11 protein-coding genes and 1 tRNA gene are annotated in these 13150 nt (G+C 59.2%); 11 read left to right on the forward strand and 1 reads right to left on the reverse strand.

Annotated elements, in window-relative coordinates; all coding sequences use genetic code 11:
* Nucleotides 1-503 precede the first annotated feature (503 nt).
* The 11 genes from ACN0SW_RS19385 (at nt 504) to ACN0SW_RS19435 (ending at nt 12952) form a co-directional block, all read left to right on the forward strand.
* A complete protein-coding gene (locus tag ACN0SW_RS19385; RefSeq protein ID WP_417729558.1) occupies nt 504-2726 on the forward strand; it encodes a DUF5906 domain-containing protein in 2223 nt (740 codons plus the stop codon).
* A gap of 423 nt (nt 2727-3149) precedes the next feature.
* Nucleotides 3150-3674, forward strand: a complete 525-nt coding sequence (locus ACN0SW_RS19390) for a DNA packaging protein (protein WP_417729559.1) — start codon at nt 3150-3152, stop codon at nt 3672-3674.
* Entirely contained in the window at nt 3664-5418 is a 1755-nt protein-coding gene (locus tag ACN0SW_RS19395) for a phage terminase large subunit family protein (RefSeq protein ID WP_417729560.1), read from the forward strand. Before ACN0SW_RS19390 ends, ACN0SW_RS19395 begins: the two co-directional genes overlap by 11 nt.
* A gap of 220 nt (nt 5419-5638) precedes the next feature.
* On the forward strand, nt 5639-6805 hold the full coding sequence (locus ACN0SW_RS19400) for a DNA cytosine methyltransferase (protein WP_417729568.1): 1167 nt from the start codon (nt 5639-5641) through the stop codon (nt 6803-6805).
* 2 nt (nt 6806-6807) lie between these two features.
* Nucleotides 6808-7710 carry a XamI family restriction endonuclease gene (locus ACN0SW_RS19405; protein WP_417729561.1) on the forward strand — a complete coding sequence of 301 codons (903 nt, stop codon included), beginning with the start codon at nt 6808-6810 and terminating at the stop codon, nt 7708-7710.
* A gap of 261 nt (nt 7711-7971) precedes the next feature.
* Entirely contained in the window at nt 7972-9333 is a 1362-nt protein-coding gene (locus tag ACN0SW_RS19410; RefSeq protein WP_417729562.1) for a phage portal protein, read from the forward strand.
* Entirely contained in the window at nt 9320-11068 is a 1749-nt protein-coding gene (locus ACN0SW_RS19415; RefSeq protein WP_417729563.1) for a Mu-like prophage major head subunit gpT family protein, read from the forward strand. Before ACN0SW_RS19410 ends, ACN0SW_RS19415 begins: the two co-directional genes overlap by 14 nt.
* Nucleotides 11068-11292, forward strand: coding sequence for a gpW family head-tail joining protein (gpW, locus tag ACN0SW_RS19420; RefSeq protein WP_417729564.1), 225 nt, complete (start codon nt 11068-11070; stop codon nt 11290-11292). The genes ACN0SW_RS19415 and gpW overlap by 1 nt, the downstream gene beginning before the upstream one ends.
* A 4-nt stretch (nt 11293-11296) precedes the next feature.
* A complete protein-coding gene (locus tag ACN0SW_RS19425) occupies nt 11297-11626 on the forward strand; it encodes a DUF2190 family protein (protein WP_417729565.1) in 330 nt (109 codons plus the stop codon).
* A 2-nt stretch (nt 11627-11628) separates the two neighbouring features.
* Nucleotides 11629-11877 (forward strand): helix-turn-helix transcriptional regulator, encoded by a 249-nt coding sequence (locus tag ACN0SW_RS19430; RefSeq protein ID WP_417729566.1) that lies wholly within the window; start codon nt 11629-11631, stop codon nt 11875-11877.
* A 13-nt stretch (nt 11878-11890) separates the two neighbouring features.
* Nucleotides 11891-12952, forward strand: a complete 1062-nt coding sequence (locus ACN0SW_RS19435) for a site-specific integrase (protein WP_417729567.1) — start codon at nt 11891-11893, stop codon at nt 12950-12952.
* Between the two features lie 90 nt (nt 12953-13042).
* Here ACN0SW_RS19435 and ACN0SW_RS19440 read toward each other — a convergent pair.
* Nucleotides 13043-13117: transfer RNA gene (locus ACN0SW_RS19440), tRNA-Phe, on the reverse strand.
* Nucleotides 13118-13150: the final 33 nt, after the last annotated feature.

Genomic DNA, 13150 nt, shown 5'->3' on the forward strand with positions numbered 1-13150 from the left:
CCACCTGGGGGTTGGGATGCGAGGGCAAAGAGTGGGTAATACCCTGTCTGACCTCCAAAAAGTGGAATGCCCATAGATCAAGCGCAAACTCTCACATCGGCCAAAAGGTATGATGCGAATGGTGCCCGGGGGCGGGGTGCAGTTTTCTCTAGTTTTCAATTGCTTCGCGCGAGTGGGATACTTTTTTCGCTATAGGCAAATAAACAGAAATTCAGAATTTACGTCCCACCACTATTGCCCTGCATGCGATGGGATTCCGGTCAACCCAACCGTGAATCGGAGTCGGAGCTTGTCAGTGGCATTTGGTCAATCGCGAAGATCGTTTGACCGCCAAAATCCAAATACGCCAAGACGAGAAAGGGGCCAGTCGCGGCTATGCAACTGACCCCCTGGACCCTGAGACGTGGCGTTAGCCACTTCGCTGGTCCCGCCACCACAACGGAACCCGTGGAACCCACATGAAAGGAAACCACATGGACAAAAATACTGCAAATGCGACGCAGTTGCAAGACGAGATCATGCGCGAAACGGCTGATCTGCGCGAGATTCATGCAGCATTGATGCGCGTGAAGCCGAAAAGCAAAGCCGCAATCGAAAAGGGGTGGAGCAAAGCCCCTGTGTTGACCGGCGACGCCTTCGCAGCGAAGCGGCAACCGGGTGAAAATGTCGGCATTCGCCTTGGTGAACCGTCCAAGACTCTCTTTGGCTACCTCTGCGCTATTGATTTCGACGTGAAGACCCCGGAAGCCGAACCGCAGGCGCGGGCGGCATTGCTGCGGCATTGCCCGAACGCCATGGACCTTCCCAGCGTCATTTCCGGCAGCGGTGGCGCGTCGCGGCACTTCTACATTTTCTCGCCCGAACCCCTAGCATCCTGGACCATCGCCAAAGGGGACGGATGGGAAGTCGCCGTGAAGGGCACTGGCACCTATGTCGTGGCACCGGGCAGCATTCATCCAGACACGGGGCAACCCTATTGCTGGGAACGCCCCTTAGACCTGCTGACTTGGGAATTGACCGGTGCGCCTGTGGTGGACGTGTCGCTGTTGCAGCGGCCGGAACGCATGGCACCGGCTGCGCCCGCTGACCCATTGTCCCTCGACCGGCTGGAAGCGGCGCTGCGCGGCATCGACCCTAAGGAACTTCACCGCGACGAATGGCGCAACGTGGGAATGGCAGTGTGCTATGAGACCGGCGGCAGCGAAGCCGGGTTCCGGGCCTTCGATGCGTGGTCCCAGCGCGACCCCGAACGCTACAAGGGTGAACGCGATACCCGTTCCCAGTGGCGTTCTTTCGGCAAGAGCAACCGGGGGCAACGGATCAAGGGCGCGACAATCCTTTTCATGGAACGGGAAGCCTACGCCCGCGCGATTGTTGCCAGCCTGGACGAAGAACTGGAAGACCTGCCCGAACCCTTCGAAGACCTCTTGGGCGAAGATGAACCGACCCTGAATGACCGTTACGCAATGGTGCGTGTCGGCAAGGACGTGCAGATTGTGGACCGGAAAGCCGATGGGCTGTCGCTCATTTCCGTTCGCGCTTTCCGAGACCTTCACGCCTTCCAAGGGCGCGGCGATAAATGGATCAAGTCGGAAAAGCGCACCACCTTCGAAGGGGGACTGACCTTCGATCCGTCCGGCCGCGTTCACAAGGACAAGCTGAACCTCTGGAAAGGCTTCGCGATTGAGCCGAATGAGACCGGCAACTGCGACCTGATCGTGAACCATATCCGCGACGTTTGGGCGTCCGGTGACACGGCGCACTTCGATTACATCGTGTCTTGGCTTGCAGACATCGTGCAGAACCCCGCGAACAAACCCCGCGTGGCGCTGGTGTTGAAGGGCGGCAAGGGCGCAGGAAAGGATTCGCTTGTGGACCTGATGCGCCGGATTGTCGGATCTCGCCATTACGCCTTGGCGAATTCGCCGGACGTGCTGACCTCGAATTTCAATGGCCTCTATGACACGGCGCTGTTGATCCATGCCGAGGAAGCGAGCTGGGGCGGCGACAAACAAGCGAAGGGCAAACTGCAATCGCTCATCACGAATAGCGAGATCCGCATTGAACGTAAGGGCGTGGACGCGGTGCAAATCCCGTCCTTTCACCGGGTCATTTTCAGCACGAACGAAGAGTGGGCCGTGCCTGCGACTGCGGATGAACGGCGCTATGCCGTATTCAACGTGTCGGATCACAGAATCGGAGACCACGACTATTTCGATGCGCTGCACCGGCAGATTAAGGGTGATGGGGCGGCAGCCTTCATGGCCTTCCTCATGGCCTGGGAAACGCCGGACGGTATCAGGATTGGCAAGCCACCTCAGACGCGCGGACTCCTTGATCAGAAACTTGCCGGACTTCGCAATGTGGAAGCGTGGTGGTTCGAGAAACTGTGTGCCGGTTTCACGGGCAGCGAAGAATTCGGGGATGAAAGCGAATGGCGCAGTGGGCCGCTGGAAATCATCAAGACCGACCTTCACAGCGACTATTGCTACTGGATGCACCGGCAAAGGCACCACGGGGACACTAAAGGGCGGGAAGCATTTGCCAAGTCGCTGAATGCAATGTGTCCCATGATGGAAACAAGGCGGCGGCGCGGGGGCAGTGCCGAAGGATCGGGCCGTCAACGCGCGTATTGGATACCGCAACTGGATGAATGCCGCAGGGCCTTCGCCGGATACATGAAATCGGATGAGGCGCATTTCAGTTGGAGTGAAGAAAATGGCTGAGTTGCGTGGTCCACGTTCAGCTTGCCGTGGTCCGGGTTGTGGTCCACGTTCGGAAGGCCGTAACCCATTGAAAAGACAAGGGTGGTCCACGTGGGCCGGGTGGAAAACTCACAGTATGGGTCTTGGGACGCATAGAAGGGTTGCCGACCGCTGCATCCCAAGTGCTGTGAAAAGCCTTAGAGAGATTCAACGTGGACCACCTGGACCACTTGGATCACCGTTGAAATCATTGGGTTTTTCGGGCTCTCCAACGTGGACCGAACGTGGACCACACCTGGACCACTCTCGCACCGTCGCTCAATCGTATCATGCAGCCTGTCGCATCATGGCTTCTACGGGTCCTTCCCAAGGGGGACCGGCCGCGGGGGGCGCTGACCGCGAAGGAACGCGCTTTGCAGAATTTTTTGAAATGGGACAACCATCATGACAGCGGATCTTGACGACTTCGAAGACCTGCTTGGCGACGAAGAAACCGATGCAATCCCGGCACTTGCGACCGAATCCGAGATGGCGCAGCTGCTGGGTATCACGGCGAACCGCGTTCGCACCCTCGCACGCGACGGGATGCTGCATCGCCCTGTCAGGGGCCGCTATGACGTGCGGGCGTCGCTCAAGACTTATTTTGGCGATCTGCGCGATAAGGCGTCCCGGCTTGGCTATGCGGGTGGGAAGCACCTAGGCAAGTCCGACCTTGAAGCGGAAAAGCTGCGCCTTGCCCGGCAACAGGCCGACAAGATCGAAATTCAGAACGCCGCAGCACGTGGCGAGCTGGTCAAGGCATCGGACGTGGAACGCGCCTGGGCTGCGATGCTGCGCGACGTGCGGGCGGCGATGCTGGCGGTTCCCAGCCGCTGCGGCGCGACCCTTCCGCACCTGACCGCCCATGACGTTGCCGAGATCGACCGGGAAATCCGGGCAGCACTGGAAGGACTCGCAGATGGGAATTGAACTGATCCGGCGAAATGCGCTGCAAGCCCTGCGACCACCCGCAAACATCCCGCTTGCCGAGTGGATCGAAACGAACATCCACTTGCCGCAGACCGCATCCGCGACGCCGGGACGAATGCGCCTTTGGGCCTATCAGCGCGGTATCTGCGAAGCGATTGACGACCCCGAGACAGAGCGCGTCACAGTGTTGAAATCGGCGCGGGTGGGATACACTCAGCTTCTGTCGGGCATCATTGCGTCCTACTGCGCGAACCAACCGTGCCCCATCCTCGCCGTGCAGCCGACCGCGGACGACGCGCGGGACTATGCCGTGGACCTCGAAGCCCTGTTTGAGGCGTCGCCGGTTCTGCGGGGCATCCTGTCGGATGAGGCGGACGAAACCGGGCGCAGCACCATGTTGAACCGCAAGTTTCCCGGCGGGTCGCTCAAGTTTCTGGCGGCGAAGTCGCCGCGCAACCTGCGACGGCATACGGCGAAGATCCTGTTGCTCGATGAAATCGACGGTTACGAAGTCAGTCAGGAAGGCGACCCCATCGCGCTTGCCGAGATGCGCACGCTCACCTTCCGAGACCGCAAAATCATCGCGGGCAGCACGCCGGTCTTCGACTTCGGCCCTGCAACCCGCCTCTATGAGAAATCCGACAAGCGCGTCTTCGAAGTGCCTTGCCCCTGCTGCGGCGAATTCTCGGAAGTGACATGGGCCGATATTCGGTGGACCGAAGGCGACCCAGACTCGGCGCATTGGGTTTGCCCGTCGAATGGTTGCGTTGTCGAAGAACGTCAGAAACCGGCAATGGTGGCAGCCGGCCGCTGGCGGGCGACCGCGCCGCATGTGAAAGGCCATGCGGGGTTCAAGATCAACGCGCTGGTCTCGCCTCACCACAACGCCCGGTGGGGCAAGCTGGTGGCGGAATTCCTGGAAGCGAAGAAATCACCCGAGACCTTGCAGACCTTCACAAACCTTGTGCTGGGCGAACCGTGGAAGGCCGAAGGCGAGGACCTGGACGAACACGAACTGTTCCAGCGGCGCGAACCCTTCACCCTGCCGACCATGCCAGAAGACGTGCTGTTCCTGACCTGCGGAGTGGACTGCCAGGACGACCGCCTGGAACTGGTCCTGATGGGCCACGGGCGCAGTGATTTGTTCATCCTCGATCACCGGGTCTTGTGGGGGGCAATCGACGGGGAAGCTGTTTGGCAGGATCTCGACTCCTTGCTGCGCGAACGCTGGACGCATGCCAAGGGCGGGACCATCGGCATTGACGCCTGCGCGATCGACTCCGGCGACGGGGGGCATACTGATCTGGTCCACGCCTTCACCCGCCCAAGGTTCGGGCGCCGCGTGGTCAGCATTAAGGGCGTGCCGGGGTTCTCGCGCCCGTTCTTGCAACGATCCGGGTCCAAGGGGGCACCGCTATGGCTTGTGGGTAGCGACGCGGTGAAATCGCAACTGTTCAACCGCCTGTCGCGTGGGGAAGGCGTCCGGTTTGCTGAGACGCTAGAACCCGTGTTCTTCGAACAACTGACCTCAGAACGCCGCGTGGTGCGTTACACGCACGGCAAGCCGGTGGCGCGGTTCGACCGGATCAAGGGGAAGCGGGCGGAAACGCTGGACGCGACTGTTTACGCGTGGGCGGCTCGGCAGCTGGTGGGGCAAGCCCTTGACCGGCGCGAAGTTGAACTGTCGAGCAAAAAAGCAAGAGCGGTAGACGCATTGATCGTGAGATCGAGATGGCTAGCATGAGCGACAGAGGCAGGTCCATGTCTGTTTTTGCAAAGCATTAGCTCTAGCGACCTAGAAGCCCAACTTCTTGACGATTCAGTGCAACTGTGCCCTTTATCTGGTAGGTGGATGGGCAGTTGGGTTGATGTCATGGAAAGCAACCGGTAACCAAGCCGTTCTACAAACGTTCCCGCGAACGAAGCAGTAAACAAGGTGGAGAGGGATGCATAACTTCATTTCAATGTTCTCCGGGGCCGGTGGCTTGGACCTAGGATTTGAGCAGGCAGGTTGGTCTCGCCGCTTTGCGTCAGACTTGGACTCGGACGCTGTTGCTACACTGCGCGCCAACACTAAAGCTCAAGAGCGCTCGTCTGTTGGTCAGGCTGACATTCGCGATCTTACGGCCGCGGAAGTCTTGGCAAGAGCCGGAGGTATGTCTAACGGCGACCTTGATGCTATAGTTGGTGGGCCACCGTGTCAGTCTTGGTCGAGTGCAGGCCATCAAAAAGGGTTGGCAGACGAACGCGGACAGCTCTTTCGGCATTTTATTAAGCTTGCAAACTCGCTGGACCCTCGCTTCATAATTATGGAGAATGTGCGTGGCCTTTTGACGGCTCGCGGATTAGATGGTGAACCTGGATCTGCACTTGCCCTTCTCCGTGAAGACTTGCGTAAAGAAGGTTGGCAAACGGCTGTAAGTCTTTTGAACGCCGCAGATTATGGCGTTGCGCAAAGACGCGTTCGTCTATTTGTTATTGCCCATCGGACTGGTGACTGCCCCTCCTTTCCAAACCCAACGCATTCAAAGGATCGGGTTGGTGGATTGAAAAGTTGGGTGAGCCTCAAACGTTGCCTTTCAAATGTTCGCGATATTTCGGAGGAAGAGATTATTCGACCCACCCCCAAACTAGCAGCAGAACTGGCAGAGATCAGTCCTGGAAGTGGCGTAAAGTCGCGTGGAAAACCTGAAGCAACTCGACCGGGAGGCCATTGGGGCTACAAACAAGGTGCATTTATAGCAGACCCATCACTTCCTGCTCGCACAGTGACTGCGAGTACTGCGCAAGATTGGGTGATCGACCCGGTTCACGGCCTGCGCCGTTTGTGCCCCCGAGAATGTTCAGCTATTCAGTCGTTTCCGTCTTTTTGGAAATGGGTGGGAAAGCGGGCTTCTGTTTACCGCCAAATTGGCAATGCTGTCCCGCCGAAACTCGCAAAAGCGGTCGCTTTGTCACTCTTGGAGCACAAGGTACAGACTCAAACCCCTCCTTCCGACTGGCGCTCTGTGGAAAAGCTAACACCGCTTGACGAGAGACTTATGGCTGCAATCGCTTACACAAAGCGTGACGAGGCTCGCAATGGTGAGTCCCGCCGGTCCGCACCAGTCCTGCGAAAGCGGCGAGCCTAAGAATGCCCATCTCGAAAGAAAACCGCGAGAACGCCGAATACGCAAAAAAGCTCTACATCGAAGGCGCTGACCCGGTTGGGGAAGCAACCGACTGGTCAGCTTCCCTAGCCCAAATAAGGTTGCGGGTCGTAGACGCACTAGCTGCTTCAAATGACTTGCGAGACTTTCGATCTGCATTGGAAGGGGATGCACGGCATATGCTGATATTTCGGCATTTGCTAGCTCCACCTAAGAGTCAAGACCAATTCAAACTCCTGTGCGATGAATGGTCTAAGGGGTCTGAAAAGTCCGGTCGCCCGCAAAACCCCGAAGCAGTAAAAAAAGTCTCAGTTGTATTAAACCAATGGATGGATCGAAATATTGCGCCGTGGCTATCAGGGAATCGAGCACCCACAGCTGTGGAGCGTGAACTTCTGATAGAGCGAGTGATTTCATTCATTGCCCCTAAGCTCACAGAAACGGAGAAAAGAAATCGGCTGAGCGCAGAACAAGAAAGTGCAGTAGTTAGTTTGTTGCTTTCTCAAGGCTGGACGCAACTGCCTAGCGTTACCATTGATACTCGCGCCGCCATTCCGTCAAAACATTTCATGAATAAAACTCGCTTTGCGACTGCCACTACCACCGCACAGGAAGTTGATATAGCCTGCGGGTTTGCATCTTCATTCGTAGCCGCGATGGAATGCAAGGTAACTAACGACGCGACAAACTCAGTAAAGCGCATCAATGACGTTCTAAAGAAGGCTGCCGCTTGGAAATTACATTGGGGTAGCTTTGTAGAAACTGCCGCGTTGCTGCAAGGCGTTATAAAGCCAGAAGACGTTCAGCGCCTCACCGACGAGGGAGTGAAAGTCTTTTGGTCTCACGATCTAGATTCTTTTTCGGCGTGGGTGCAGAGCCGAATTTGAGCACGGCGACCCCCTAAAAAATTGCGAATTTCCCTAACTTCCCCGATATCACGAATTTGTGACCTTGTCAGCTTGGGACGTATGGGGACATATGAGATCCCTCAAGATTGATCCTATTCGATCTTGTCACGCCTCCCGGTCCGCGAAATAGATCCTATCGCATCTTGGCGGATTTCACATTTTTTGTGCATAAAATCAGTTACTTGACTCACTTTCTGTCTGTGCGTGATGCTTAGCGAACACAGGCAGTGAGTCAACACAATGCGGTTCTTCAATCACTTCAAACGGCGTTCCGCCGAACCAAAAGTCGTGCGCAGTTACGATGCGGCAGCTCAGACGCAGCGCCGCTTCGGGGGCGGGTCGCAGTCCTTCGGCCCTTGGGCGGCCGAGGCTTCCGCAGCGCGGGAACCTGTGCAGCGTCGCGCCCGTCATTTTGCCGCGAACAACCCGCTGGCACATTCGGGCGTGACCGCTTGGACCACGGCTGCGGTGGGGGCAGGCATCACAGCAACGTCGCAGCATCCGAACCCGGAAACCCGCAAGCGCCTGGACGCGGCTTTTAAGGCGTGGACTCGCCGGGCTGATCTGGAAGAACTGACCGACTTCGCAGGGCTGCAAGCCGCTGCGGTGCGCTCCGAACGCATCGACGGCGAAGCCCTGTTCCGGTGGGTCGGGGACCAGCTGCAAGCAATCCCGGCGGAAATGCTGGATATGGCGATGACCCGCGACCTTGCGGGCGGTGCGCTTATCGCGAACGGAGTCGAACTGGACGCCTTCGGAAGGCGCGTGGCCTATTGGGTGAACCCTGCAAAACCGTCCGACCAATTCCCGACTTACGCGCAACCTATCCGCATTCCGGCAGAAGACGTGTTGCATGTCTATCGTCCGTCTGGGCCGGGGGCGGTGCGTGGCGTGTCGGCGCTGGCGAATGTCCTGCTGCGGCTGTCCGAACTGGATGGCTTGGAAGACGCGCTGCAAACGAATGCCAAAGTTGCCGCGCTGCTGTCGGTTATCCTGACCAATGAAAACGCGATGGACGATGGCAGCGATGAGCCGTTCGCGGAAGGGCAGAGCCTCGAACCCGGCGCCATGTTTAAAGTGCCTGGGGGTTGGCGCGTGAATACGACCGCGCCGCAACAGGCGCAGCAAGTCGCAGAGTTTTTGTCGCACATGACCCGGACCATCGCGGCGGGGCTGGACGTGCCGGAACATCTGCTGACGGGTGACTTGCGCCAAGCCAATTATTCAAGCCTTCGCGCGGCGCTGGTCAGCTTCCGGCAGAAGGTCGAAGCCTACCAGTTTCACACGCTGGTGCCGCAACTGCTGAACCCCGCCTGGCGTCGCGTGATGACGAATGCCGTGCTGTCCGGTGAAATCGATGCGGCATTGAATAACGACCTGTTCGCCGTCGAATGGATTCCCCCCGCGCAACCCTGGGTGGACCCCCTCAAGGATGCAGAAGCGACGCTGAAACTCATGGGCGCTGGTCTCATGTCGCGCCGTCAGGCGGTGGCTTCGCTTGGCTATTCGATTGACGAACTGGACTCGGAAATCGCCGCAGACCGCGACCGCGAAAGCGCGCTCAATCTGACCTTCAAGGAAAACGATAATGACAACGCTTGAACTGCTGACTCGGCAAATGCCGGTCACGGCACCCGGCGGCGCGTCCGAAGGGCCGCTGACCATCACGGCAACCGTGGCAACCGCAACGCCTGTCCGGCGACGTGACCAGCGCGGCGCTTATCTGGAAGTCCTTGATCCGGCGGCGCTGGATCTCGGAAGCCTCGATGTGCCGCTTCTGGACTCCCATGACCGGCACCGGGCAACCGCCACCATCGGACGCGCCCGCAACTTCCGGCTGGAAGACGGGGCCGTGGTGGCAGACCTCACCTTTTCAACCGCGCAGGACGTTTCCCCCATCGTGGACCGCGTGCGCGACGGAACCCTGACCAGTTTCAGCGTCGGTTACAGCGTCGCCGCATGGCGCGATGGCGTGACCGAAGGCACCCGAACCCGAACCGCGACGGCGTGGACCATCCAAGAGGTTTCGCTTGTCGCAATCCCCGCAGACCCGAATGCCAAAAAGCGAGGTAAGAGCATGGCACTTGATGAAACGAACGACCGGACAAAACTGGTCGAAACCCTGCGCAAGGCGTGCAGCCTGTCCGAAGACTGGGCAACCCGTATGATCGACAGCGGACTGACTGAAGAAGAAATCCGAGAGGCACTGCGCCGGGAACTTGAGAAACAAAGGGAGCAAGCTCCTCGCATCCGTGTTCATGGTTCCAGCGAAGATCCGGCGACGATCCGCACCCGGCAAGCAGATGCAGTGGCTTTCCGCATGGTGGGCGGCGACTTGCCGGAAGCGTCCCGTGACTTTGTGAACATGACGCTGCGCGATATGGCGCTGGAGTCGCTGCAACGCGCAGGCGAAGCGACCCGTGGCCTTTCGACGGATGAAATCTTCACCCGCGCGGCGCATGGCACGTCCGACTTCCCGCTGGTGGTCAGCAACGCGATGGGCAAGGTCGCGCTGGACAGCTACCGGGCAGCCGAGTCGCCGTTGAAACGTCTGGCACGGCAACGCACCCTTCCCAACTTCAAGCCCTCGCAATCCATTCGCCTGGGCGAGATGGGGCGAATGGAAGAAATGTCCGAACAGGGCGAATTCACCCATACCAGCCGCGCGGAAACCGGCGAGTCCATGAGCCTCAAGACCTTCGGTCGCGCCATTTCGGTTTCGCGCAAGCTGCTGATTGACGACGACTTGAACATGCTGGGCGATATGACCTCTGCCATTGGTCAGGCTGCGGCGCAGACCGAAGCTGACGAGCTGGTTTCGATCCTGACCAGCAACCCGAATATGGCTGACGGAAACCCGGTGTTCTTCGCCGCGCGGGGCAACCTCGCAGGCGCGGGCACCTCGATCGGCAGCGTGGGTGATATGTCGGCACTTGACGCCGCACGGCAGGCGATGCGCAAGACCAAGGGGCTGGACGGCAAGACCATCGTGGACGCCAAGCCGCGCTTCCTTCTGGTGGGACCGGACCATGAGACCGCAGCCGAACGCTTGATGGCTGAAATCTACCCGGCAACAGTGGACGACGCGAACCCCTTCGCATCGCGTCTGGAACTCATCGTGGAACCGCGTCTGGAAGACTCGGACGATTGGTGGCTGTTTGCTGACCCGGCACGGGTTCCGGCGTTGCAGTTTGCCTACCTGCAATCGGCGCAGGGCGTGCAAATCCAGCGCAAGGAAGCCTGGAGCACGCTGGGCATGGAATATCGCGCCTTCCTCGACTTCGGCTGCGGCTGGTCCGACTGGCGCGGCGCATACAAGAATCCCGGTGACAGCTGATGGCAACCTTGGCCGAACGGCTGACTGAGGCGGAAACCGCGTGGCACGACCTCATGACGGGTCAGGCGGTTGTCGCAGTCTATGACAGCAACGGCGAGCGGGTCGAATTCCGACCCGCCAACCGCGACGCGCTGCGCCTCTATATCCTCGACCTGAAATCCCAAATCGCAGGCGCGGCGAAACCCGCCCGCATGATCCAATTTCAGACCAGCAAAGGAGTCTGATCCGATGGCAACGAACTTCATTCAACGCGGGGACAATCTGACCATTCCCGCCCCCGCAACCGTGACCAGCGGCGCACCGGTCATCGCCGGTGAAATCGTCGGAATTGCTTTGGGCGATGCTGCAAGCGGCGCTTCCGTGGACGTGGCAACTTCTGGCGTCTTCGAAATCGCCAAGGTCGCAGCCGATGACGTGGTGCTTGGCGACGTGATCTATTGGGACGATTCCGCGGAACTCGCCACGATCACGGCAACCGACAACACGAAACTGGGCGTCGCTGTTGCTGCGGCCGGCACGGGCGCGGGCGCGGTCAACGTGCGTTTGTCGGGCTTCTGACCATGAGGGCCGCAGCTGAGAAAACCCGCGTTCTGCCGTTGCCCTGCGCCCGGCTGCTGTCTCGGGCTGAGGCTGCGGCCTACGTCGGGGTTAGCCCTGTCACTTTCGACAGGATGATTGCCGACAAAATCATGCCCCCGGCTAAGCGCATCTATACGCGCGTCTTCTGGGATGTGCGCCAGATTGACTCGGCAATCGAAGACTTGCCCGGAGGCGCGGAAGATGCGGTCTTGAACCCTTGGGACGAATGAAAGGGGAGTCGGGATGAAATTCAGAGTGAAATATGTGGTCGAAGATACAGACCGGCATGGAAACGTGCGCCTGTATTATCGCAAGGCAGGGCAGCCAAAGGTTCGGCTGCGCGGTCCCATCGGTTCGCCCGAATTCCTGACGGACTATCGCCGCGCTGCAAAGGGGCCGCAGTCGGTGAAGGGCGCGACCGATAAACCGGGAAAGGTTGCGCCTGTCGTGCCGAAAAGCGTCCGGTGGCTCTGTGGCGAATACTTCAAGAGTGCGGGTTTCAAACAGCTGGACCCGAGAACGCAGAAGGTGCGCCGCGCGATCCTCGAACGCATGTGCCAGCACAAGGGAGATGGGGACAAGCCTTTCAAGCTGATGGAACCGCGCCATGTCAGGTTGCGCCGCGATGAGCTGTCCGACCGTCCCGAGGCGGCGAACGGCATGGTGAAGGCGTTGCGCCAACTCTATGCCTACGGGGTGAAGTATGATCTGCACGACCGCAATCCGGCGGCGTCAGTCGAATACCTGCGGGGCAACCCGGAAGGCTTCCACTCGTGGACCATCGAAGAAATCGAGAAATTCGAGAACAAGCATCCTGTCGGATCTCAAGCCCGGCTGGCCTTGGCCCTTGCGCTCTACACCGGGCAGCGGCTGTCCGATCTGATCCAGCTTGGACGGCAGCACGCACGCGACGGCTGGTTGACCTTCACGCAGCACAAGGGGCGGAACCGCAATCCTGTGCGCATGGAAATTCCGATCATTCCCGAACTTCAACGGATCATCGACGCAACACCAACCGGCGACCTCACCTATCTGGTGAACGAGCGTGGCACGCCTTGGACGGCGGGCAGCTTTGGCAACCGATTCCGAAAGTGGGCGCGCGAAGCGGGCCTCAATGATTGCCCGCTGCACGGTTTGCGGAAGGCGGCGGCAGCGAGGCTGGCCGAACTTGGCTGCACGGAATTCGAGATCATGGCGATCACCGGTCACCGGACCTCAAAGGAAGTGACCCGCTACACACGCGCAGCGCGACAGAAGACCCGCGCGGAGTCCGCTCTTAAGAGGCTGACAGATGGACAGAAATAGAACGAAAGTGTCCCACTTTTGGGACCGGTGCGAACGGGTGGGACAGAACCGCTATGCAACCCATTGAAAACGAATATTTCGTCTGGGAAGTGGTGCCCGGGGGCGGAATCGAACCACCGACACGAGGATTTTCAATCCACTGCTCTACCCCTGAGCTACCCGGGCACGGGTGAAGCCTTCGCTTCGGGTGGAGGCGGT

This window comes from Roseovarius sp. (assembly GCF_048262375.1).
GTDB lineage: Bacteria > Pseudomonadota > Alphaproteobacteria > Rhodobacterales > Rhodobacteraceae > Roseovarius.

Bases quoted from the DNA above. Each gene is read 5' to 3' on its own strand.
- ACN0SW_RS19390 (WP_417729559.1), top strand. From the start codon at position 3,150: ATGACAGCGGATCTTGACGACTTCGAAGACCTGCTTGGCGACGAAGAA.
- ACN0SW_RS19395 (WP_417729560.1), top strand. From the start codon at position 3,664: ATGGGAATTGAACTGATCCGGCGAAATGCGCTGCAAGCCCTGCGACCA.
- ACN0SW_RS19400 (WP_417729568.1), top strand. From the start codon at position 5,639: ATGTTCTCCGGGGCCGGTGGCTTGGACCTAGGATTTGAGCAGGCAGGT.
- ACN0SW_RS19405 (WP_417729561.1), top strand. From the start codon at position 6,808: ATGCCCATCTCGAAAGAAAACCGCGAGAACGCCGAATACGCAAAAAAG.
- ACN0SW_RS19410 (WP_417729562.1), top strand. From the start codon at position 7,972: ATGCGGTTCTTCAATCACTTCAAACGGCGTTCCGCCGAACCAAAAGTC.
- ACN0SW_RS19415 (WP_417729563.1), top strand. From the start codon at position 9,320: ATGACAACGCTTGAACTGCTGACTCGGCAAATGCCGGTCACGGCACCC.
- gpW (WP_417729564.1), top strand. From the start codon at position 11,068: ATGGCAACCTTGGCCGAACGGCTGACTGAGGCGGAAACCGCGTGGCAC.
- ACN0SW_RS19425 (WP_417729565.1), top strand. From the start codon at position 11,297: ATGGCAACGAACTTCATTCAACGCGGGGACAATCTGACCATTCCCGCC.
- ACN0SW_RS19430 (WP_417729566.1), top strand. From the start codon at position 11,629: ATGAGGGCCGCAGCTGAGAAAACCCGCGTTCTGCCGTTGCCCTGCGCC.
- ACN0SW_RS19435 (WP_417729567.1), top strand. From the start codon at position 11,891: ATGAAATTCAGAGTGAAATATGTGGTCGAAGATACAGACCGGCATGGA.